This window comes from Pantoea sp. X-Soil-ISGK-259 (assembly GCF_059730705.1).
The window spans coordinates 3,096,060-3,117,751 of the sequence record NZ_AP035986.1 but is presented as its reverse complement, the minus strand read 5'-3'; the positions used below and the strand labels follow the sequence as shown (position 1 = coordinate 3,117,751).

The window sequence follows — 21,692 nt, the reverse complement described above, 5'->3', positions numbered from 1 at the left end:
CGTCAATTCGAACGTTTTTTACCTTTCTCTACAAGGTGGGTTGATCTCATTCTGTAAGGACAATTTCAGGCTGACAATACCGTCATCCAGTTGAATATCAACATGAAAGTTAAGTTTACGGGCCAGCGTAATCATGCCGCGATTATGGGGCATGGTGATACCGTTCAATTGTTGCAAGCCGTGATGTCGGGTGTAGCGGATCATCTTTTCCAGCAGACGGCGGCCCATCCCTAACCCTTTCAGGTCAGAACGGACCAGCACCGAAAACTCCGCATCAATGTTATCCGCATCAGAGATAGCGCGGGTTACACCGATGATCTCAGGTCGTCCCTGATGCTGACGCACCGCTACGATCGCCATCTCACGGTCATAATCGATCTGGGTCATATTGGCGAGATCATCATGGGTGAATTCATTGATTTCACTGAAGTAGCGGTAGTAAAGGTCTTCTTTGGTCACCTGGCTAATGAAGTCGCGCAGCAAAGGTTCATCTTCTGGCAGGATCGGCCGGAACAGGCAGAATTGCCCATTCTTTAATTCCACCTGCTCCTCAAGATGCTGAGGATAAGGACGAATTGCCAGCCGCGCTTCGTTATCGCCATCGAACGGAGCCAGCGTCAGGGTGACATCCAGCAGGGTAAAATCATTACCCGCTGCCAGTAGCGGATGAATATCCAGTCGCTGGATCTCCGGGCAATCCACCACCAGGTTAGAGACCTGCACCAGCAACTGGCTCAAACCGGGGATATCCAGCGGATTCAGGGCGCTACGGCTGCGGATTTTTCCGCTCTTGATTGCCTGAATCACCAGATAGCGTGCCAGTGTCATATTCAGCGGAGGCAAGGCAACCGCAGCCTGTTTATCGGCCTGCCATTCAACGCCGCCTTCGCCCAGCATAATGATTGGACCAAACAGGGCATCCTGTTCGACCACGACCCGCAACTCCTGCGCGCCCGCACGGCTGGCCATGCTCTGAACCAGCAGCCCTTCAATACGCGCCTGCGGCAGCGTCTGTCTGACCCGATCAAAAATGGCCTCAGCGGCATGCTCTACTTCGCTGGCATTGCGCAGATAGAGCATTACACCCTGAACCTCCGACTTATGGGCGATATCGGGTGAACGCAGTTTCAGCGCCACCGGATAGCCAATCTGATCGGCAATCGCCACAGCCGATGTGCTGTCGCTGGCGATCCAGGTCGGCAGTGTCGCCAGTCCGTATGCCTGCAATACTGGCTGCACTTCGTGCGTATCCAGCGCGGTAACGCCGCGCGACAGCGCCTGTGACAGCAACTGGTGAGCCTGAGCGCTATCCTGCTTCAGTGTTGTGGGCAGGGCAGGGGTTTCACGCAGCTGCTTCTGGTTACGGCGATACTCAACCTGATGCATAAAGGCGGTGACGGTGCCTTCCGGCGTGCGCCAGGTCGGGATGCCCGCCTGCGTAAAGGCACGACGTGCAGCCTGGGAAGAGAACTCGCCGCTCCAGTTGGTCAGCAGCGTCACCAGCTTACCGCGCGGGTGACGGGCTATGGTGTCGATCAGATGTGCGGCCGTTTCAGTTGCGGGCGCGACCGCGCTTGGCGCATGAATAATCATTAATGCATCAAGTTCATGGCTGTTGAGCAGAATCTCCACACAGGCGGTATAACGTTCCGCTGTGGCGTCATCTTTTAAATCCAGCGGATTACCGCGACCTGCACCCGCGGGTAGCAGCGCCTCCAGTTGCTGACGTGTCTCATCGCTGAGCTGCGCCAGTTTTCCGTTACGGGCATAGAGTTCATCCAGCGCCAGCGCGGCAGGTGCGGCTCCATTGCTGATGATCATCAGTCTGTCGCCTCGCAGCGGGCGCATATGGCTTAGCGACTCAACGGCGGAGAACAGCTCATGGGTATCCTGGACCCGCAGCAACCCGGCGCGCTGAATGGCCGCATCCCAGGCGGCGTCAAGGCCGCTGTGGGTGCCAAGCAGCGCCTGGGCTTCGCGGCTGCGACCACTCTTGATGATCAATATCGGTTTATTCCGCGAGGCACTGCGGGAAGCGGAAACAAAACGACGCGCATCGCTGAGGTGCTCAAGATAGAGCAGGATGGCGCTGGTCTTGCCGTCACGCGCCAGGAAGTCGAGCAGGTCATCGACATCGGTATCCAGACTGTCACCCAGCGCAATAAACCAGGAGAAACCGAGATTACGCTGCTGCGCCCAGTCGAGAATGGTATTAGAGACGGCGGCGGACTGAGAGATAAACGCGATGCGGCCTTTCTCAATTGGCACCGGCGAGAAGCTGGCATTCAATCCCTGCCAGGGCGCCAGCAGGCCCAGACTGTTTGGTCCCAGCAGACGTATCTGCCATTTACCTGCGCAGGCTTTGAGCTCGGCCGACTGGCTGGCGGGCGCGGAGAGGATAATGCAGGCCTTGCAGCCTTTTTCGCCGAGCTGTTGCAGCAACTCGAGGTTACGTTTCGAGTGGGTACAGATCACCGCCAGGTCGGGCGCGAAAGGTAGGCTGTCGATGGTGGGCCAGGCCAGCACGCCGCTGACTGCTTTATATTTTGGCGTCACCGGCAAAACCGGCCCGCTAAAACCGCCCGCCAGCAGGTTACGCATCATAAAGTATCCGGCACGCCCGGGCGTGACCGAGGCACCAATCACCGCAATTGATTTAGGTCGTAACAGCGCTTCCAGTCCGCGTTGGCTCATCTCGCCCTCCAGAGATCGGGATTTGCGTGATTGTAAACGCTTTTTGCTGGCAGTGCTTCCGGGCAGATCGCAGGCTGAAGATCCGGATCTTCGGATCGGTCAGCCCAGGCGCTCGCCTGCCGGAAGAAGAGGGATGCGGCTAAGCCTGTCCGGCGTGATGCGGTTTCCCTGCCAGGTAGGCCGCACGGAACTGATCAAAATGGTGAGATAGTGCTTCTGCCGCCAGCCGATCGCCCGCCTGCGCCAGCAGCGCCGCGGCCACTTCAGCGGTACAGTGCTGACCTTCGCCGTGCGCCTCCCGCAGCGTATAGCGCGAAGGAGTGCTCACATCCAGCGACATCACCGGCAGGGCGTCGAGCCAGGGGCTTTTGCGGAACATCTTGCGTGCTTCGGTCCAGGTGCCATCCAGCATAATAAACAGCGGCGGCTTGCCGCTGGTGGGTGGCGTTGTCAGCACCTCGCGACCAGGATCCGCATAGGCGGCCGGAAAGACGACAAGCGGCTGATAATCAGGATTGCGCACGGCCGCCAGCAGCAGCGGATCCGGCTCGGTGCGTGACCAGCCAAACGCCTGGGTATCCGGCAGAATATCGGCAATCAGACGCCCGGTATTGCTCGGTTTCATCGGCTCGGTATCAAACATCACCAGGCAGAAGCGGCTACGGGCAGACGCAGGAACGATCTGACTGCAAAGACAGTTGGCTTCTGGCAGCAGACAACCCTGGCAGCGAATGACACGATTTCCACGCGCAAGAAAAGGACGGGTGGCACGCGCCAGGCGTTGGGTGCGCAAGCGCAAAACAGCATTATCAGACATGAGGTTTCAGGGCAGGAAAAAACGTCAGTGTAATCGAAGCGCAGGCGAAAAGGAAAAGGCCAGACTGGCTGGCCTCTGAATATTACAGTGATTCATCCAGCCATTCGTTAAACGGTGCCTTGGGCATGGCACCATTCAGCATGTCCACCCGCTCGCCGTTCTTAAACAGCATGATGGTAGGAATACTGCGAATGTTGAAACGGGCGCTCAGGGCCGGTTCCGCTTCGGTGTTCACTTTAATAAAGCGGACTTTCCCGCTGCGCTCGCTGGCGACATCTTTAAACACGGGCGCAAAATTGACGCAGGGACCGCACCAGGGCGCCCAGAAATCGATCACCACCGGCAGATCGTCCTGCAGATATTTGTCAAAGTTAGCGCTGGTGGCATTGACCACCTCGCCATCAAACAACGCATTTCCGCAGCGGCCGCATTTCGCCGCATCGGCAAGGCGTTCTTCAGGAACGCGATTGGTTGCCTGGCAGGAAGCGCATACCGTATTCATAGGAACCTCTGAGGTTTAAAAGTGTCAGTCTGGTAATTGTTGTCCATTATGAAAGAGGGCGGATTCCTGCTCAATCTGGATTGCTCTATAGGTTCAATAGTTGATAGCTAAGCGCCAGCACATCAGGTAATCTGCGCGCTCTCAATGCAGGAGGAAGATATGAACGACGAATTTAAAGGCAAGAGCGGCAAGGTTAAGGTGATGTACGTGCGTGGCGAGGACGATAAAAGTGCGCGTGCGCCGAATCCTCGTACAGGCAAAGGTGGTCACGCTGCTGCCCGCCAGGATGATAATCGTCGTTCATCTGGCCCCCGTACAGAACGCAGTCAGGAAGGTGGTCGCTCCGCGGGGCGTCGCAGCGACGACACTGGTCGCAGCAGTTCACCGCGCCGTGACGAAGGCGGACGTGGCGCGCCACGCCGTTCAGACGAGGGTGCAGGTCGCCGCAACGATCGTGGCGATGATAGCCGTGGCGCCTATGGCAGCAGCGACTCCCCATGGCGCACCGTATCACGCGCGCCATCAGCAGACCGTGCTGCATCGCCCGAGAGTGATAAGCCCGATCATGGCGGCATCAGCGGCAAGAGCTTTGTTGATCCTGAGCAGATCCGTCGTCAGCGTAACGAAGAAACCCGCGTTTATGGTGAGAACGCCTGTCAGGCACTGTTCCAGAGTCGTCCGGAAGCGATTGTTCGCGCCTGGTTCATTCAGGAAGTGACTCCGCGTTTCCGTGAATCGCTGCGCTGGCTGGCGGCGAACCGCAAAGCCTATCACGTGGTAGAAGATGCAGAGATCACCAAAGCATCAGGCACTGAGCATCACGGTGGCGTCTGCTTCCTGATCAAAAAGCGTATGGGTATGGCGGTTTCGGAATGGCTGAGCCAGGCAACAACCAAAGATTGCGTACTGGCACTGGAAGATGTCAGTAACCCGCATAACCTGGGCGCGATTATGCGCAGCTGCGCGCACTTTGGCGTAAAAGGTTTGCTGGTAAACGATGCCTCACTGCTGGAGTCGGGTGCAGCAGTGCGCACCGCAGAAGGCGGTGCCGAGCATGTTCAGGCCATCAGCGGCGCAACTTTCAGCGAAGGTCTGGAAGCGTTCCGTAAAGCGGGTTACACCATCGTGACCACCTCCAGCCATCAGGGCACGCCGCTGGCGCAGGCTAAGCTGCCGGAGAAAATGGTGCTGGTGTTAGGTCAGGAACGTGAAGGTCTTTCTGACACCGCGTTCAAACAGGGTGACATGAGCCTGTCGATTGGCGGCACCGGCAACGTAGAAAGTCTCAACGTTTCGGTCGCAACCGGCGTACTGCTCGCAGAATGGTGGCGTCAGAACGCATAAAAAAACGGGCCGAAAGGCCCGTTTTGCTTTGTCACGTCAGTGTGCGCCACCGCCGCCACCGCCTGCACCAAACGGCGGACGGGCAAACCAGATCAGCACCAGCAGGATCAGGAATACCCCCGCCGATGCCCAGAAAATTTCATTCGCTGAAATGATCAGTCCCTGATTGGTAATCTGCTGCGCGATATACGCAGACGCCTGCTGCTGCGTCATTCCCAGGCTCTCCAGCTGGCTATACATATGCTGCGAATTAACGTTGTACGGGGTAATCGACTCGGTCATATAGCTATGATGCATCGACTCGCGATTCGTCCACATCGTGGTTGTAATCGACGTGCCTACCGAGCCAGCAAACGTACGCATAAAGTTCGACAGGCTGGATGCTGCGGCCATGCGCTCCGGCGGCAGTCCCGACAGCGTAATAGTCGTCAGTGGCATAAAGAAGCAGGCTACGGCAAAGCCCTGGATAAACTGCGGCCAGGCTGAGGCACCAAAGTCCATCCCCGGTTCAAACGTATACGCGCGCCAGTAGAAGCAGATGGCATACATAATGAAGCTGAATGTGACCAGCCGTCGCATATCGAGCTTATGCGCAAAGCGACCAATAATCGGCGACAGGATCACCGGTATGATGCCTACCGGTGCCGACGCCAGGCCTGCCCAGGTTGCGGTATAACCGTAAACCTCCTGCAGCAGCTGCGGTAACAGGACTATCGAGCCGAAGTAGAGCATGTACGCCAGACTGATCGACAGACAGCCAATGGTAAAATTGCGCGACTTAAACAGGGAGAGGTCGATGATCGGGTGATCGTCCGTCAGCTCCCAGACCAGCAGGACTGTGAGCGCAATCAATGCCACGACCCCTAACACGATAATCTCGGCCGAGTTAAACCAGTCGAGCTCCTTCCCGCGATCCAGCATGACCTGTAAACAGCCGATCCCCACGACCAGCAGCACCAGCCCGACCATGTCGATCCGCCGGATTTCGGTTTTAGTTTCCCGGCCACGCAGAGTTTGCAGCGTCAGTATGACCACGGCCACACCAATCGGCACGTTGATAAAAAAGATCCAGCCCCAGTGATAGTTATCGCTGATCCAGCCGCCCAGTATCGGGCCACAGATCGGCGCGACGATCACCGTCATCGCCCACAGCGACAGTGCCAGACTGCGCTTAGCGGGCGGATAGTTGTTGAGCAGCAGACTTTGCGACAGCGGGATCAATGGACCCGCAACAATCCCCTGAATGACACGGAAAAAGATCAGCATCTCCAGGCTATCTGACATACCACACGCCCAGGAGGCGATGGCAAACAGAATGGTCGACCAGGTGAACAACTTCACTTCACCAATGCGCTTTGCCAGCCAGCCGGTCAACGGGATCGAGATCGCATTCGCGACACCAAACGAGGTGATTACCCATGTACCCTGAGAGTTCGACGCGCCCAGATTCCCGGCAATCGTAGGGATGGCCACGTTGGCGATGGTCGAGTCCAGCACCTGCATGAACGTCGCCAGCGACAGCGCAACGGTCATCAGGACCAGCGGCATCCCTTCAAGCGGTTTTTGTGCCATTACAGCCTCCGCGTCATCATCCGGCGTTGGCGCGGACAATATCGGTGATCAGCTGATTGACCGGCGCAAGGTCAATCGCCAGGGCATTGCTGCTGTAAGCGGCCTGCTGGCGGACGCTGGTAGCCAGCACACTGCCTTCGTTGCTGGTGGTATCGATTTTGACCAGCGTGGAGAGGCCGATGCGCAGTGGATGTCTGGCGATATCTTCCTGATTCAGTTCGATACGAACCGGCAGGCGCTGAACCACTTTGATCCAGTTACCGGTAGCATTCTGTGCAGGCAGCAGAGAGAAGGCGCTGCCGGTGCCCATATCCAGTCCTGCGACTTTGCCATGATAAACGACGTCGTCACCGTAAATGTCGGCAACCACGGTGGCAGGCTGACCAATGCGTACGCCAGCCAGCTGGGTCTCTTTGAAGTTGGCATCGACCCATAGATTCGTTGCAGGCACGACAGCCAGCAGCGGGGTGCTGGTGGAGATTTGTGAACCGACCTGCACGCTGCGACGTGAGACAAAACCATCCATCGGGCTGCGGATCTCAGTGCGCTGCAGTGCCAGCCAGGCATCACGCAACTCAGCTGCGCTCTGTTGCACAGCTGGCTGATTCTCCAGCGAGGTATTAAGGATCATCGCCTGATTAGCATTATATTGCTGAATCGCGACATCCAGCTGCGCTTTAGCCGTCGCGACAGCGTCCCGGGCGTGCTGCAACTCTTCACGGCCAATCAGGTTAGCTGCACCCAATGGCTCACGACGTTTCAGGTCTGCCTGTGCCTGCGCCAGCGCAGTTTGCTGCAACGTAATGCTGGCCTGGTACTGTTTGCCATTGATCATCAGCTGATGCGTCTGACGCACGCTGGTGGCCAGTGCTGTCTGCGCTTTTTCAAACGCCTGTTCAGCATCCGTCTTATCGAGTGAAACCAGCACATCGCCCTTTTTAACGAAATCGGTATCTTCAAACCAGACTTTGTTCACGCTACCGGAAACCTGTGCCATCACCTGCACCTGATTACCTGCAACGTAGGCGTCATCGGTCTCCTGAAAATGGCGCAGGACCAGGAACCAGTAAACCCCCCAGGCAATACCAATCAGCACAAAGATCAGCGCCAGCACAATGAGCACACTTTTGCGCTTCTTCTTTTTACTGGCTGACGGTTGCGGACTTTGTGCTTCTGCCGTTGCACTCATGACTTTCTCCACGTTTTCCATTTAGACGGGCAGCAGAAATCCATTTCTGCCAGCGCCCGAGTCGAAAAAGCCAGCGACTAGGCGCTGGCCAGATAAAAAAGGAAGTTAAAATAACGATTTCGACGGGTGATTGTGTCGCACTTATTGCTATTAGCGGGACAGCGAGGCGATCAGCTGATCTTCATCCATTTTATCAAGACGATTAAGCAGCTTACGGGTAATACCTTCCAGCTGGGATTTCTCATCGACTGACAGCGACGACCAGAGATACTGCAGGCTCTGATGCTGAGGGGGCAGCAACTGACGCAGGAACTCCATGCCTTTATCGGTCAGATGCAGGTGCAGGCAGCGACGGTCGTGATCGCTTTCGCGACGCTCAATCCAGCCGCGCTTCTCCAGCTCATCGGCAATGCGCGTCGCATTGGTGCGCGAAGAGCCAAGGGCTGAACTGAGTTCAGAAGGCTGAATGCTGTGGTTTTCCTGCGCATCCAGCGTAATCAACGCCATGAACAGGGTTTCATTAATCCCCTGTGCTTTCAGCATCTTATTACGGTTGTCCAGCAGTTTACCCTGCATATGCATACAGAGACGCGTCAGAATAATTTCCTGTAACGGAAAATCCTTATGGCGATTGGCACGGATGTTTAGCATCTGCTCAATGGGAGTAAACGAACTTTCCATTAAAAAAAACCTCACTAATTGCAACTTGTATAATAACTATGGTGACAGGGTAAGCGTAGTCACTTTTTGGCAGGTGATCGCTCTCAGACCCGCACTCTGTACCATCAAAGGTATTCCAGGCCACTCCCTGGCCCTGGGTCAAAAACCCGTACACCCGGCGGCAGCGCTAAGCCGGGACGTTTTCAAAAGAGGGCAAATTTAATAATATCGCGAGGAAAAATAACCGAAGTGAATAGCTTTGTTACTAACCATAACAAACCTAACCATTTGTGACCAGACCCTTGCACTGTCGGGCCAGGATTCAGTTGATTATTTCCGGCTCAAAGCGCGATCCCTTTGCCCAGATCAGCAGATTAGTCAGCGTAAGCAGTGCGCCAGCGCCACAGACGCCATGCCAGCCCCACAGATGATAAGCGGTGGCGGAGAGCAGCGAACCCGCCGCACCACCTATAAAGTAGCTGGTCATGTAACCTGCATTCAGACGGTTACGCGCCTCCGGCATCTGCGCATAGATCACGCTTTGATTGGTGATATGGACAGCCTGCACCGCCAGATCCAGCAGCAGAATGCCAATAATAAGCGGCACCAGCTGCGCTGCGCCCCATGCAATAGCGGCCCAGGAGAGCAACATGAGCAGCAGGCCGAGTCGGGTCGTCAGCTTCGCTTTACCCCTGTCAGCCAGTGAGCCCGCCTGACGAGCGGCCAGCGCCCCTGCGGCACCGACCAGCCCCAGCAGGCCGATCTCACCTTCTGAGAAGTGATAAGGCGCGCCAGAAAGCAGAAACGCCATTGAGGTCCACAGCAGGCTGAAATTGGCAAACGCGAGACAGCCGGTCCACGCGCGGGTGCGGATCACGCGATTACCTGCATACAGGCGAAAGATAGAGGCCAGCAGTTGTGGATAGCTCATTGGCACGGACTGCTTAACACGTGGCAGCGCTCGCCACAGCGCCAGCGCCATCACGACCATCAGCAAACTGGCTGTCCAGTAGACCGTACGCCAGCCGCCAAGCTGTGCGAGGCCGCCTGCCACGGTGCGCGCCAGCAGAATCCCCAGCAGCAAACCGCTCATGACGGTACCAACGATTTTGCCGCGTCGCTCCGGCTCGGCCAGTGTGGCAGCCAGCGGCACCAGGATTTGCGCAGCGACCGAAAACAGGCCAGTCATGACTGTGCCCAGCAGTAAAAACAGGAAGGAGTGCGAAAGGGCGATGATGACCATGCCCGCCGCAGCCAGCAGGATCATCGTTACAATCAGGCTGCGTCGGTCAAAGCGATCGCCTAACGGCACCAGCAACAGCAATCCGCAGGCATAGCCGAGTTGCGCCGTGGTGACAATAAACCCGGCGAGGCTAACAGAGAGATCAAACTGTTGAGCGATGGTATTAAGCAGTGGCTGAACGTAGTAGTTACTGGCTACGCAGAGGCCGGTTGCTACCGACATCAGAACCACTAAAGCAGGCGTCAGACCCTGGCGAGTCGCATTCATAAACAGCATCGGTCGCTAATAATCATTTGAGGTTAATAATAACTCAAAAAACTATTTCACACGCATGTTTATTAACAGGCCATACCAGTCGGGATAGCAGGCATAAAAAAAGGGCAGAAATGTTTCCGCCCTTAATCACTGTCCGACTTAAGGCGTATGCTCTCTGAGCCAGCACTTTTATCAACCACCCTGGGGTGGACATGTTTTCATGTTATTGCGCGGCGGCCTGAGCCTCGCTGATCCATTTATCGAACTCAGCCTGATGCGCTTTAATCCAGCCATCAACATGACGGTTAATCGCCTCTTCTGAGTTTTGTCCGGCATGCATCGCTGAGTTTTCAGCATTGATATCGGTAATAGGCAGCTTCATGACCGCAAACAGACGGGCCGCCGCCGGATTTTTCGCCGCCCAGGCTTTGTTGGCGACGATGTGCATGGTATTAACCGGGAAACCGTAGTTCGCGCCGTTTGGCAGCTTAGTATCGACATCCTTCTGTTCGCCAGGCAGCGACGAGAACGGCACCTGCAGCCAGACTACATCGCGGCCCGGCTTCAGCACATCGCTCAGCCAGTAGGGCGTCCAGGTATAATAAAGGATCGGCTTACCCTGTTTGTAGCGTGCCAGCGTATCCGCCACCATCGCCGAATAGTTACCCATATTGGCGGTCACGGTATCACTGAGACCAAAGGCGCTGTTCTGATGATTAATTACCGCTTCACAGCCCCAGCCTGGCGTACAGCCGGTCATATCCGCCTTGCCATCGCCGTTGGCGTCAAACAGTCTGGCGATCTTAGGATCTTTCAGCTGTTCGATATTGGTTATGTGATATTTCTCGGCGGTCTTCTTATCAATCAGATAACCCTGGGCGGCACCGGTAACGTAGGTTCCCTGTCGATACAGCTTCTGATCGCCACCGGCAGCTTTATACATGTCGTCATGCAGTGGCTGCCAGTTCACCGCGGTAAAGGTGGCGTCGCCAGCGGCGATAGAGGTGTAGCCAACGTTGTAATCCACTTCACTCGGCTTGCTGACCTGATAGCCGAGTTTTTCCAGCGCGCGGCTGACAATCAGGGTCTGAAAAGTCTCTTCAGCGATAGTACTCTGTATAGGTTGCACCGTAATACCTTTGCCCGGCAGATCGGCAGCGGAGACGTGTGAAACGGCCAGCGTGGTTACCACGGCGGCGAGCAGAGAGGCTCTGTTGCGCATAGTCATTCCTTATTTAAGATGTCGCGTCAGGATGGGCGGCGCGCAGGCACCGCCCGACAGATTATTTTTTACGCGAAGGAGAGAAGATCAGGCCCAGCGGACCGGTGTGATACCAGTGACGATTACCGCGGCTGCGGCTATCGCGACCAAACGATTGGGTCAGGCGATCAAGGATAATGGCAAGAATCACAATTCCCACGCCACCCACCGTAGCCAGCCCCATATCAAGACGGCCAATACCGCGCAGGACCATCTGACCGAGTCCGCCGACGGCGATCATCGAGGCGATCACCACCATTGACAGCGCCAGCATCAGGGTCTGATTGACGCCCGCCATAATGGTGGGCATCGCCAGCGGCAACTGCACTTTGAATAGCAGCTGTCTCGGACTGGCACCAAAGGATTCGCTCGCTTCGATCAGATCGGCGGGTACCTGCTTAATGCCGAGAATAGTCAGACGCACAATCGGTGGCAGGGCGAAGATAATCGTTACCACCACGCCCGGCACGTTGCCGATACCAAACAGCATCACAATCGGCACCAGGTAGACAAAGGCGGGTGTGGTCTGCATTGCATCCAGCAGAGGTCGTACAATACGCGCTGCCCGTTCGCTACGGGCCAGCCAGATCCCCAGCGGCAGGCCGATGAGAATGCAGAACATCAGCGCGGTAAGCACCAGCGCCAGCGTCACCATCGCCTGCGACCAGGCGCCAATGGCACCTATGGCGATCAGCGATACCAGCGTGGCAATGCCCATGGCGGGGGTTGCGATCTGCCAGGCAATCAGCGCAAACACCAGAATTGCCACTGGTGCTGGCATTCCCAGCAACAGCTGCTGAAAGGCGCTGAGGATATAGTCAACCGGCACCCGGATCCCCTGAAACAGCGGGCGGAAATGGTTGACCACCCAGTCGATACCGGTGGTCACCCAGTGATCAAGCGGGATCCAGGTTTTGTGGAACGGATCCATGATACTGAAATGTTCCGGTGCGGGTGCAGGGGCGCTGTTGAGCCAGTCACTGCTGCTGGCTGCATGGGTTGTCGCGCTACCATCGGGCGTGCCCCAGGCATCGGCACCGCCGCTGCTGGTGGGCGCAGCCTGAGTGCTGGCAGCGGTGCCGCTATCCCACGGATTGGTGGTGTCCTGACTCATGGCTGGGCTCCTTCACGATCTAACGCGCGCAACAGCGTGCTTTTGGAAATGAGACCGACATAGTGATTTTCTTCGCCGACCACGGGCACCGCACAGGGAGCCTGCGCGACGTGAGAGAGCAAATCGCTCAATGAGGTATCGGCGGGAACCGCCGCCGGGGTGTCGAGCAGGGCGCTGTCGATACCTTCGCCTGCTGCCAGCGCCGCTTTCAGAGAATCGGTGGAAACCACGCCGATAAATTTCTGCTTTTCCAGCACGTAGCCGTAATCGCGGTCTTCATCCTGCAGCAGTTTCATGGCGGAGCGCGGACCGAAACCAGGCGCTTTGCGGATCAATGCTCCCGCGCTACGACGGGCTATATCTTTGGCGCTGAATACGTGACTGATATCGACGCCACGGAAAAAGGTGCGGACATAGTCGTTGGCTGGGTTATTCAGGATCTCATCCGGCGTACCAACCTGTATCACTTCGCCGCCCTGCATAATGGCAATGCGATCGCCAATACGCATCGCTTCATCCAGATCGTGGGAAATAAAGACGATGGTGCGCTGATGCCTGGCTTGTAAATTAACCAGCTCATCCTGCATCTCAGTACGAATCAACGGATCCAGTGCGGAGAAGGCCTCATCCATTAATAAGATGTCAGGATTGATTGCCAGCGCGCGGGCTAATCCGACGCGCTGTCGCATTCCCCCGGAAAGTTCATCCGGGTAAGCGTGCGCATAATTCTCCAGCCCGACCTGACGTAACGCTTCCAGGGCTTTTTCCTGGCGTTCAGCCAGTGCGACGCCCGCTAATTCCATGCCAAATGCCGTGTTATTTAATACATTCATGTGCGGCATCAAAGCAAATGACTGGAATACCATGCTGATTTTATTTCTGCGCACGTCACGCAGTTCGCTGGCCGATATTTTGGCAATATCGACACCATCAATAATCACCTGGCCGCGCGTCGGCTCTATCAGACGATTGAGAAGGCGAACCATGGTCGATTTTCCTGAACCAGATAACCCCATGATGACGAATATCTCGCCTTCTTCAATAGCCAGACTGGCGTTCTTTACGCCAAGAGAGAGACCGGTCTTCTCCAGAATGACATCTTTGGTCGCACCTTTTTCAATATATTTAAACGCGCGATCCGGATTGTCGCCAAATATTTTATAGAGATTTTTTACTTCGAGCTTAATAGCCATGCAGTCATTAAATCCTGGTTGAAATATCTGATATTAACCTGTCGTTCCCGCTGAAATTTAAGCAGGCCATACCGTAGCACACTGACGTTATCTGACAACCCTGAGTTGGGATGTTTGCCGGGCACGGGGCATTCAGATGTAGATTATCTTCAGTGCTCACAAGGGATAAGCGCGGATTAATTTTTTGTGAAATAATCAGGGATTTATTGGCATTTAGGTCGATTTGCTGCGTGAAAGGGAGAAAAACAGACGTCACCAACGTGAAATATTATGGAAATAATGGGGACCGATGCAGGAAAATAATCACGCCTGAAACGACCATGTTCAGTGAAATAATTGGCCGAAAAAAAGAAAATACGGGGCGGATGAACATCAATAAACAATGAAATAGTCAGGCGGTATTGCAGTAATATTTTTTTCTTATGATGAGTCGCGGTGGCGCGGCTGCTATGCCATTGCCAGTGAAAACCGGATGCTGATAAAACAGCACCCGGTAACCCTCAGAAATTCCAGTCTTCATCTTCGGTTTCGACCGCTTTACCCATCACATAGGAGGAGCCTGAACCTGAGAAGAAGTCGTGGTTCTCGTCAGCATTGGGTGACAGCGCCGACAGAATGGACGGATTTACCGCCGTCAGCTCCGCCGGGAACAGCGCCTCGTAGCCCAGATTCATCAGCGCTTTGTTGGCGTTGTAGTGCAGGAAGGTTTTCACCTCTTCCACCCAGCCGACATCGGCATAGAGCGCCTCGGTGTAAGCCACTTCATTCTCATACAGCGCCAGCAGCAGATCATAGGCGAACTGCTGCAGCTCTTCGCGACGCAGATCGTCAGCCGTGGCCAGCGCCTGCTGATATTTGTAGCCGATGTAGTAACCGTGCACCGCTTCATCGCGAATAATCAGGCGAATCAGATCGGCAGTGTTGGTCAGCTTGCCCCGGCTCGACCAGTACATCGGCAGCCAGAAGCCGGAATAGAACAGGAACGACTCCAGAAAAACGCTGGCGATCTTCTTCTTCAGCGGATCATCCGCCTGGTAGTGTTCAAGGATGATGCGCGCCTTGTTCTGCAACGGCACATTCTCTTCGCTCCACTGATAGGCGGCATCCACATCCTGCGTATTACACAGAGTTGAGAAGATAGAACTGTAAGAGCGCGCATGGACGGCTTCCATAAAGCTGATGTTCGACAGTACCGCCTCTTCGTGTGGCGTAATAGCATCGTCCATCAGTCCCGGCGCGCCGATCACGTTCTGGATGGTATCCAGCAGCGTCAGGCCGGTGAAGACCCGGATGGTCAGTTGCTGCTGCTGTTTATCCAGCGTCTGCCAGGCGGGCAGATCGTTAGAGAGCGGCACCTTTTCTGGCAGCCAGAAGTTGCTGGTGAGACGGTTCCACACCTCAAGATCTTTCTCATCCTGAATGCGATTCCAGTTAATCGCCTGAATTTGTTTAAGTTTCATCGTTTTCATTACAGGGAGCATGAGACGCAGCCCTGAACCTCCGTGCCCTGAAGCGCCATCTGACGCAGTCGAATGTAATAAAGCGTTTTGATCCCTTTTTTCCACGCGTAAATCTGCGCTTTGTTGATGTCGCGGGTCGTGACGTCATCGCGGAAAAACAGCGTCAGTGACAGGCCCTGATCGACGTGCTGAGTCGCTTCTGCGTAGGTATCAATAATCGCTTCCGGCCCAATCTGATACGCATCCTGATAGAGGTGGAGATTCTCATTGGTCATAAACGGCGCGGGATAGTAGACGCGACCGGTTTTACCCTCTTTGCGGATCTCGATAGGGGAGACAATCGGATGGATGCTGGAGGTGGCATGATTGATGTAGGAGATCGAACCGGTCGGCGGGATCGCCTGCAGGTTCTGATTAAACAGCCCGTGCTGCATCACTGCATCACGCAGCGCCTGCCAGTCCGCCTGGGTCGGCAGTGTCAGTCCGGCATCGGCAAACAGCGTCGTCACCCGTTCAGTGCGCGGCAGCCATTCCCGCTGCAGATATTTATCGAAGTAAACGCCGCTGGCGTATTGCGAATCCGCAAAGCCGTCGAACGTCTTCTGATGCTCCTGCGCCAGTTGATTAGAGGTGCGTAGCGCATAGTAGGTAATGCAATAGAAGTAGAGATTGGTGAAATCCAGCGCTTGCGGTGAGCCGTAGGCGATGCCTTCCCGCGCCAGATAGCCGTGCAGGTTCATCTGACCCAGCCCGATGGCGTGCGAACGGCGATTGCCTTCGGCGACCGACGGGACCGAGCCAATCTCGCTCATCATCGACACCGAGGTCAGGGCGCGAACCGCCACATCCACGGTGCGCGCCAGATCGCGCGAATCCATGGCATGCGCAATATTCAGGGAGCCAAGATTACAGGAGATATCTTTGCCGATGCGGCGATAGCTCAGGTCATCATGGTACTCGCTGGCGCTGTTCACCTGCAGAATCTCAGAGCAGAGATTACTCATATTGATGCGACCGGCAATCGGGTTGCTGCGGTTCACGCTGTCCTCATACATGATATAGGGATAGCCCGACTCAAACTGAATCTCGGCCAGCGTCTGGAAGAAGTCGCGTGGCTGAATATACGTTTTACGGATGCGATCATCCGCCAGCATCTCGTCATACTTCTCGCTGATACTGATATCGCCAAAGGCCTGACCGTAAATCCGCTCAACATCATAGGGCGAGAACAGCGCCATGGGTCTGTTCTCTTTTGCCAGCTGAAAAGTGATATCAGGAATAACCACGCCCAGCGACAGCGTTTTGATGCGGATCTTCTCGTCGGCATTTTCGCGTTTGGTATCCAGAAAGCGGAAAATATCGGGATGATGCGCATTAAGCCAGACTGCGCCGGCGCCCTGACGCGCACCAAGCTGATTCGCATAGGAGAAAGCATCTTCCAGCATTTTCATTACGGGGATAACGCCCGACGATTGATTTTCAATACGTTTAATCGGCGCACCAGACTCACGCAGGTTCGACAGTAAAAAGGCGACGCCGCCGCCGCGCTTTGACAGCTGCAATGCCGAGTTCACTGCGCGACCAATCGACTCCATATTGTCTTCGATGCGCAGCAGGAAGCAGGAGACCAGCTCACCGCGCTGCTGTTTGCCGCAGTTCAGAAAGGTCGGCGTAGCGGGCTGGAAACGGCCGCTGAGGATCTCCTCCAGCAGCGCTCGCGCCAGCGTTTCATCGCCCTGAGCCAGTGTCAGTGCCACCATGCAGGCGCGCTGTTCGAAGGTTTCCAGATAGCGTTTGCCATCAAAGGTCTTAAGGGTATAGCTGGTGTAGTACTTCCAGGCGCCCAGAAAAGTTTTGAACTCAAATCCCCACTTCTCCGCCACCTCATGCAGCTCAAGCAGAAAATCAAAATCGTACTGATTCAGCACATCCGCTTCGTAATAGCTCTCCGCCACCAGATAGCGTAAACGCTCGGCGTTGCTGGAGAAGGGGACGGTATTAGGTTGCACATGCTGCAGATAAAACTGACGTGTCGCTTCGCGATCCTTGTCGAACTGGATACGGCCGTCAGCATCGTAGAGGTTCAGCATGGCATTGAGGGCGTGATAATCGAGCGTCACGCCGTTGAGGGTATCTGTTGTTGCCAAAATTGGGTTACTCCCGCTTTAACTTTCGCAATATCGTCAGGGGTTCCCATTAGCTCGAAGCGATAAAGACAAGGAACCTGACATTTTTTTGCAATGATGCTGCCCGCCAGGCAGTAACCGGCACCGAAGTTACGGTTGCCTGCTGCGATCACGCCACGAATACCACGGCGGTTCGCCTCATCATTAAGAAACTGAATCACCTGACCGGGCACTGCACCGCGACTGCTGCCACCGCCATAGCTGGGTACCACCAGAATATAGGGCTGGTCGATATGCAACTGATCACGGGCATCAAGCGGGATGCGCCAGGCGGGCAGGCCGAGGCGCGTGACAAACCGGTGGGTGTTTTCCGACTGGCTGGAAAAATAGACCAGCGGGAACATGCGCTTAGCCCCCGACGGCAGAAAGCGATCGCAGAGTGGCGATCTTGTCCGGGCGGAAGCCGCTCCAGTGATCGTTATCTGCCATCACCACCGGCACCTGGCGGTAACCCAGTGATTTCAGGTTGTCGATCGCTTCCGGCTCGCTGTCGAGATTGATTAACTGATAGGCGAGACCCTGACGGTCCATCGCATTTTTGGTCGCCGTGCACTGGACACAGTTATCTTTAGTGTAAATAATAATGCGCATGATTCGTATTTCCCTCTGTGTGCGGTTCTGATGCCCGAAAACAAAGCAGACGCGACAGGTTGCGGGCTTCATTGTGACGAACAGCAGGTGTCGTGCTGATGAGCTAAATACTAGATGTAGTGGTTTTGGTGGTCAAGCCCACCAGATATAGGGTTTTATGATTTGTATTTGCGCAACAGAGGAAAAGCCAGCAGGGATGCGCCCTGCAGCCTGGAAAAATCTTTTGTAAATGTCGCTGGCCGGAAAAAAGGCAAAAAAAAGCCCCGCACAGGGCAGGGCTCAGGGGATTTCTCAGCGCTTAGCTTAGCGGCGTGAAGCCAGCAGCACACCGACAACGATACCGAATGCGGCACCGATACCTACACCGTGCCATGGTTTGTCATGGACATAGGTATCAACCTGAGCGGAAGCATCACGCGCAACCTGTGAAACACGGTTGCTGCCGCCGTTCAGTTTAGAGCGGGTCTGTTTCAGCAGCTTCTCTGCCTGACTGCGGGCTGAGTCCACTTCGTCTTTGGCGTCACTGCCGTAAGATTTCAACAGCGCTTCCAGTGAATCGGCCAGTTCGTTAACGTCCTGATTGATATCAATGTCATCGTTTTTTACAGTGCGATTAAACATTTTTTAGCTCCCTTTGATTTAAAAACGTAATACTAGTGTAGACGACCTTGAGATTAACGAGACGCGGGAGTGTTCTTTAGGGAAAATTCCGAATGCCCACTCTGTCATGCTGTTGTAAGGTTGCGAAGCTTTTGAAAGAGGAGAGGATCGAGCATGTATTTACGACCGGATGAGGTAGCGCGCGTACTGGAAAAAGCGGGTTTCGAAGTCGATGAAATTACCCCACGGGCCTATGGCTATCGCCGTGGAGAGAACTACGTTTATGTGAATCGCGAAGCGCGCATGGGGCGCATGGCTTTAGTGATTCACCCGACACTGAAAGAGAAGAGCCAGCCGTTCGCTGAACCCGCTTCAGAAATGAAGACCTGCGATCACTACACCCAATTCCCTCTCTACCTGGCGGGTGATTCACAGGAACATTACGGCATCCCGCACGGATTCAGTTCCCGCATGGCGCTGGAACGCTATATTCAAAGCGTTTTCGGCTGACGCATCAGGCCCCGCCGCGACGGGGCTCTGAACGGCCTTTCCATCCTCCCTGTTTCCTGCCGTTGCAATTACCCGCTGTGACGCGTATAAAATCGTCCACTATAGATGTTTAGACGTCCATACGGATAAAAAAGATGAGCGAACAGCCAACTCCCTCGCAGGAACAATTTAAACGCACCATGAAAGTGCGCCATCTGGTGATGTTATCGCTGGGCGGCGTGATCGGTACTGGCCTGTTTTTTAACACCGGCTATATCATTTCTACTACCGGAGCAGCGGGTACGCTGCTTGCCTATCTGATTGGCGCGCTGGTGGTCTGGCTGGTGATGGTCTGTCTGGGTGAACTCTCTGTGGCGATGCCGGAAACCGGCGCGTTCCACGTTTACGCTGCGCGTTATCTCAGTCCGGCAACCGGTTATACCGTGGCATGGCTCTACTGGCTGACCTGGACGGTGGCCCTGGGCTCCAGCCTGACGGCAGCGGGCTTCTGTATGCAGTACTGGTTCCCGCAGATTCCGGTATGGATATGGTGCCTGGTCTTCTGCTGCGCCATCTATCTGCTGAACGTCATCTCAACCCGCTTCTTCGCCGAAGGGGAGTTCTGGTTCTCGCTGATTAAGGTGGTCACGATCGTCGCCTTTATCGTGCTGGGCGGCGCAGCGATGTTTGGCTTTATCCCGATGAAAGATGGTACGCCCGCGCCCGGTCTGAGCAATCTTACCGCGCACGGCTGGCTGCCCAATGGCGTACTGCCGATTCTGATGACGATGGTGGCGGTGAACTTCGCCTTCTCCGGCACCGAGCTGATCGGGATTGCGGCCGGTGAAACCCAGCAGCCGGAGAAAGTGCTGCCGCTGGCGATCCGCACCACCGTGGCCAGGCTGATCATCTTCTTCATCGGCACAGTCTTTGTGCTGGCGGCGCTGATTCCGATGGATCAGGCTGGCATCGTAAAAAGTCCGTTTGTGCTGGTGTTCGAAAAGATCGGCATCCCGTATGCGGCTGACATCATTAACTTTGTGATCCTGACTGCAATCCTGTCAGCGGCCAACTCCGGCCTTTACGCATCGGGCCGTATGCTCTGGTCGCTGGCCAACGAAAATACGCTGCCGCGTGCCTTTTCCCGGGTGAACAAGCGCGGCGTACCCATGCTGGCAATTACTGTCAGCATGGTGGGCGGTTTGCTGGCGCTGGTTTCCAGCGTGGTTGCGCCAGACACGGTGTTTGTGGCGCTGTCGGCTATCTCTGGCTTTGCGGTGGTCGCGGTCTGGCTCAGCATCTGCGCCTCGCATTTTGTTTTCCGTCGCCGTCACCTTCAGCAGGGCAAATCGCTGGCCGATCTGGCTTACCGCGCGCCGCTCTATCCGCTGACGCCGATTCTGGGCTTTCTGCTCTGTCTGCTGGCCTGTGTTGGTCTGGCATTCGATCCAACTCAGCGTATCGCGCTATGGTGTGGCATCCCGTTTGTCCTGTTCTGCTACGCCGCATACCATCTGACCCACAAATCATCCCCGAAGCCTGAGGAGGCCAAAGATGTCGCATAACCCTGTCGCGCAGGCTTTAACAGAGTCACCATTGCTGATTCTGGATGGTGCGCTGGCCACCGAACTGGAAGCCCGCGGCTGCCATCTGGCCGATGCGCTCTGGTCAGCAAAGGTGCTGATGGAAAATCCTGAGCTCATCTATCAGGTGCACTACGACTATTTTGTCGCCGGTGCGCGTTGTGCCATTACCGCCAGCTATCAGGCGACGCCGCAGGGATTTGCCACACGTGGTCTTGATGAAGCGCAGTCACTGGCGTTGATCGCCCAGAGCGTCGAGCTGGCGCGCCGCGCACGTCAGGACTATCTGGCGGTCCGGCCCGATGCGAAAACGCTGCTGGTGGCGGGATCGGTGGGGCCATATGGTGCTTTCCTGGCGGATGGTTCGGAATATCGCGGTGACTATGCACTGCCGGAAGCGGAAATGATGGCGTTTCACCGTCCGCGCGTGCAGGCGCTGCTGGCGGCGGGTGCCGATCTGCTGGCCTGTGAAACCCTGCCTTCGTTTGCGGAAGCGCAGGCACTGGTGAAGCTGCTGGCTGAATTCCCGGAAGGCCGCGCGTGGTTCACGTTTACGCTGCGTGATGCCGGGCATATCAGCGACGGCACGCCGCTGTCAGAGGTGGTGAGCTGGCTGAATCAGCAGCCGCAGGTGATAGCGCTGGGGATCAACTGCGTAGCGCTGGAGAGCGTAACGCCAGCGCTGCAGCAGTTGCAGAGGCTGACCGACAAACCGCTGGTGGTCTATCCCAACTCCGGCGAGCAGTATGATGCCAGCAGCAAAACATGGCATTCCGCGCCGTCGGGCTGCACGCTGCACGACAAGCTGGATGAGTGGCAGCAGGCGGGCGCGAAGCTGATTGGCGGCTGCTGTCGCACCTCACCCAACGACATCGCGGCTATCGCCCGCGCTTGTCAACCGCAATAAGCTGGCTGAATCGGGCGATGATAGCCCGATTG

19 protein-coding genes are annotated in these 21,692 nt (G+C 55.8%); 4 read left to right on the top strand and 15 right to left on the bottom strand.

Translation table 11 applies throughout. From position 1 onward, the window contains the following. Window positions 1–18: 18 nt before the first annotated feature. The 3 genes from AC6I77_RS14750 to trxC all read right to left on the bottom strand — a co-directional run bounded on the left by AC6I77_RS14750 (window position 19) and on the right by trxC (window position 4,013). Complete coding sequence (locus AC6I77_RS14750; protein WP_078804709.1) at window positions 19–2,694, bottom strand: bifunctional acetate--CoA ligase family protein/GNAT family N-acetyltransferase; 2,676 nt, start codon at window positions 2,692–2,694, stop codon at window positions 19–21. Between the two features lie 139 nt (window positions 2,695–2,833). Next, a complete protein-coding gene (locus AC6I77_RS14745; RefSeq protein WP_003850389.1) occupies window positions 2,834–3,511 on the bottom strand; it encodes a tRNA-uridine aminocarboxypropyltransferase in 678 nt (225 codons plus the stop codon). A gap of 82 nt (window positions 3,512–3,593) precedes the next feature. Further along, window positions 3,594–4,013 (bottom strand): thioredoxin TrxC, encoded by a 420-nt coding sequence (gene trxC / locus AC6I77_RS14740; RefSeq protein ID WP_008926766.1) that lies wholly within the window; start codon window positions 4,011–4,013, stop codon window positions 3,594–3,596. A 159-nt stretch (window positions 4,014–4,172) separates the two neighbouring features. Between trxC and AC6I77_RS14735 the strand changes: the two genes are divergently transcribed. Next, complete coding sequence (locus AC6I77_RS14735; protein ID WP_003850386.1) at window positions 4,173–5,357, top strand: tRNA/rRNA methyltransferase; 1,185 nt, start codon at window positions 4,173–4,175, stop codon at window positions 5,355–5,357. A gap of 36 nt (window positions 5,358–5,393) precedes the next feature. Here the strand turns inward: AC6I77_RS14735 and emrB are convergent, their stop codons facing one another. The 12 genes from emrB to AC6I77_RS14675 form a co-directional block, all read right to left on the bottom strand. Next, on the bottom strand, window positions 5,394–6,929 hold the full coding sequence (gene emrB, locus AC6I77_RS14730; RefSeq protein ID WP_192377800.1) for a multidrug efflux MFS transporter permease subunit EmrB: 1,536 nt from the start codon (window positions 6,927–6,929) through the stop codon (window positions 5,394–5,396). A 16-nt stretch (window positions 6,930–6,945) separates the two neighbouring features. Next, entirely contained in the window at window positions 6,946–8,118 is a 1,173-nt protein-coding gene (emrA, locus tag AC6I77_RS14725) for a multidrug efflux MFS transporter periplasmic adaptor subunit EmrA (protein ID WP_003850382.1), read from the bottom strand. A gap of 150 nt (window positions 8,119–8,268) precedes the next feature. Beyond that, window positions 8,269–8,799: a transcriptional repressor MprA gene (gene mprA, locus AC6I77_RS14720; RefSeq protein WP_003850381.1), complete on the bottom strand. Its 531-nt coding sequence runs from the start codon at window positions 8,797–8,799 to the stop codon at window positions 8,269–8,271. A 301-nt stretch (window positions 8,800–9,100) separates the two neighbouring features. After that, on the bottom strand, window positions 9,101–10,288 hold the full coding sequence (locus AC6I77_RS14715) for an MFS transporter (protein WP_154926916.1): 1,188 nt from the start codon (window positions 10,286–10,288) through the stop codon (window positions 9,101–9,103). A 211-nt stretch (window positions 10,289–10,499) separates the two neighbouring features. Continuing rightward, a complete protein-coding gene (gene proX / locus AC6I77_RS14710; protein WP_003850376.1) occupies window positions 10,500–11,498 on the bottom strand; it encodes a glycine betaine/L-proline ABC transporter substrate-binding protein ProX in 999 nt (332 codons plus the stop codon). A gap of 61 nt (window positions 11,499–11,559) precedes the next feature. Continuing rightward, a complete protein-coding gene (gene proW, locus AC6I77_RS14705) occupies window positions 11,560–12,651 on the bottom strand; it encodes a glycine betaine/L-proline ABC transporter permease ProW (protein ID WP_003850374.1) in 1,092 nt (363 codons plus the stop codon). Further along, entirely contained in the window at window positions 12,648–13,844 is a 1,197-nt protein-coding gene (gene proV / locus AC6I77_RS14700; RefSeq protein WP_003850372.1) for a glycine betaine/L-proline ABC transporter ATP-binding protein ProV, read from the bottom strand. The genes proW and proV overlap by 4 nt, the downstream gene beginning before the upstream one ends. Window positions 13,845–14,344: 500 nt before the next feature. Then, complete coding sequence (nrdF, locus tag AC6I77_RS14695) at window positions 14,345–15,304, bottom strand: class 1b ribonucleoside-diphosphate reductase subunit beta (protein WP_497817077.1); 960 nt, start codon at window positions 15,302–15,304, stop codon at window positions 14,345–14,347. Between the two features lie 8 nt (window positions 15,305–15,312). Next, the gene (gene nrdE, locus AC6I77_RS14690) at window positions 15,313–17,451 is read right to left on the bottom strand and encodes a class 1b ribonucleoside-diphosphate reductase subunit alpha (RefSeq protein WP_497817076.1); all 2,139 of its coding nucleotides are present in this window, start codon (window positions 17,449–17,451) and stop codon (window positions 15,313–15,315) included. Continuing rightward, the gene (gene nrdI, locus AC6I77_RS14685; RefSeq protein WP_003850364.1) at window positions 17,421–17,834 is read right to left on the bottom strand and encodes a class Ib ribonucleoside-diphosphate reductase assembly flavoprotein NrdI; all 414 of its coding nucleotides are present in this window, start codon (window positions 17,832–17,834) and stop codon (window positions 17,421–17,423) included. The genes nrdE and nrdI overlap by 31 nt, the downstream gene beginning before the upstream one ends. 4 nt (window positions 17,835–17,838) lie before the next feature. Then, window positions 17,839–18,081, bottom strand: coding sequence for a glutaredoxin-like protein NrdH (nrdH, locus tag AC6I77_RS14680; RefSeq protein ID WP_140033120.1), 243 nt, complete (start codon window positions 18,079–18,081; stop codon window positions 17,839–17,841). Between the two features lie 303 nt (window positions 18,082–18,384). Then, the gene (locus AC6I77_RS14675) at window positions 18,385–18,702 is read right to left on the bottom strand and encodes a DUF883 family protein (RefSeq protein WP_003850361.1); all 318 of its coding nucleotides are present in this window, start codon (window positions 18,700–18,702) and stop codon (window positions 18,385–18,387) included. Between the two features lie 153 nt (window positions 18,703–18,855). On the opposite strand from AC6I77_RS14675, the gene AC6I77_RS14670 reads away from it, so the two are divergent. From AC6I77_RS14670 to mmuM, 3 genes are all read left to right on the top strand, one after another. Further along, window positions 18,856–19,191, top strand: coding sequence for a DUF2002 family protein (locus AC6I77_RS14670; protein WP_003850360.1), 336 nt, complete (start codon window positions 18,856–18,858; stop codon window positions 19,189–19,191). A gap of 134 nt (window positions 19,192–19,325) precedes the next feature. Then, window positions 19,326–20,735: an S-methylmethionine permease gene (gene mmuP / locus AC6I77_RS14665; RefSeq protein ID WP_008926759.1), complete on the top strand. Its 1,410-nt coding sequence runs from the start codon at window positions 19,326–19,328 to the stop codon at window positions 20,733–20,735. Beyond that, window positions 20,725–21,660: a homocysteine S-methyltransferase gene (gene mmuM / locus AC6I77_RS14660; RefSeq protein ID WP_003850358.1), complete on the top strand. Its 936-nt coding sequence runs from the start codon at window positions 20,725–20,727 to the stop codon at window positions 21,658–21,660. Before mmuP ends, mmuM begins: the two co-directional genes overlap by 11 nt. Window positions 21,661–21,692 lie beyond the last annotated feature (32 nt).

Excerpts from the sequence above, each read along its gene's own strand:
- AC6I77_RS14670 (WP_003850360.1), top strand. The coding sequence starts at position 18,856 with ATGTATTTACGACCGGATGAGGTAGCGCGCGTACTGGAAAAAGCGGGT.
- emrA (WP_003850382.1), bottom strand. The coding sequence starts at position 8,118 with ATGAGTGCAACGGCAGAAGCACAAAGTCCGCAACCGTCAGCCAGTAAA.
- trxC (WP_008926766.1), bottom strand. The coding sequence starts at position 4,013 with ATGAATACGGTATGCGCTTCCTGCCAGGCAACCAATCGCGTTCCTGAA.
- nrdI (WP_003850364.1), bottom strand. The coding sequence starts at position 17,834 with ATGTTCCCGCTGGTCTATTTTTCCAGCCAGTCGGAAAACACCCACCGG.
- mmuM (WP_003850358.1), top strand. The coding sequence starts at position 20,725 with ATGTCGCATAACCCTGTCGCGCAGGCTTTAACAGAGTCACCATTGCTG.
- proX (WP_003850376.1), bottom strand. The coding sequence starts at position 11,498 with ATGCGCAACAGAGCCTCTCTGCTCGCCGCCGTGGTAACCACGCTGGCC.
- nrdH (WP_140033120.1), bottom strand. The coding sequence starts at position 18,081 with ATGCGCATTATTATTTACACTAAAGATAACTGTGTCCAGTGCACGGCG.
- AC6I77_RS14675 (WP_003850361.1), bottom strand. The coding sequence starts at position 18,702 with ATGTTTAATCGCACTGTAAAAAACGATGACATTGATATCAATCAGGAC.
- AC6I77_RS14715 (WP_154926916.1), bottom strand. The coding sequence starts at position 10,288 with ATGAATGCGACTCGCCAGGGTCTGACGCCTGCTTTAGTGGTTCTGATG.
- proV (WP_003850372.1), bottom strand. The coding sequence starts at position 13,844 with ATGGCTATTAAGCTCGAAGTAAAAAATCTCTATAAAATATTTGGCGAC.
- nrdF (WP_497817077.1), bottom strand. The coding sequence starts at position 15,304 with ATGAAACTTAAACAAATTCAGGCGATTAACTGGAATCGCATTCAGGAT.
- mmuP (WP_008926759.1), top strand. The coding sequence starts at position 19,326 with ATGAGCGAACAGCCAACTCCCTCGCAGGAACAATTTAAACGCACCATG.
- proW (WP_003850374.1), bottom strand. The coding sequence starts at position 12,651 with ATGAGTCAGGACACCACCAATCCGTGGGATAGCGGCACCGCTGCCAGC.
- AC6I77_RS14735 (WP_003850386.1), top strand. The coding sequence starts at position 4,173 with ATGAACGACGAATTTAAAGGCAAGAGCGGCAAGGTTAAGGTGATGTAC.
- AC6I77_RS14745 (WP_003850389.1), bottom strand. The coding sequence starts at position 3,511 with ATGTCTGATAATGCTGTTTTGCGCTTGCGCACCCAACGCCTGGCGCGT.
- AC6I77_RS14750 (WP_078804709.1), bottom strand. The coding sequence starts at position 2,694 with ATGAGCCAACGCGGACTGGAAGCGCTGTTACGACCTAAATCAATTGCG.
- emrB (WP_192377800.1), bottom strand. The coding sequence starts at position 6,929 with ATGGCACAAAAACCGCTTGAAGGGATGCCGCTGGTCCTGATGACCGTT.
- mprA (WP_003850381.1), bottom strand. The coding sequence starts at position 8,799 with ATGGAAAGTTCGTTTACTCCCATTGAGCAGATGCTAAACATCCGTGCC.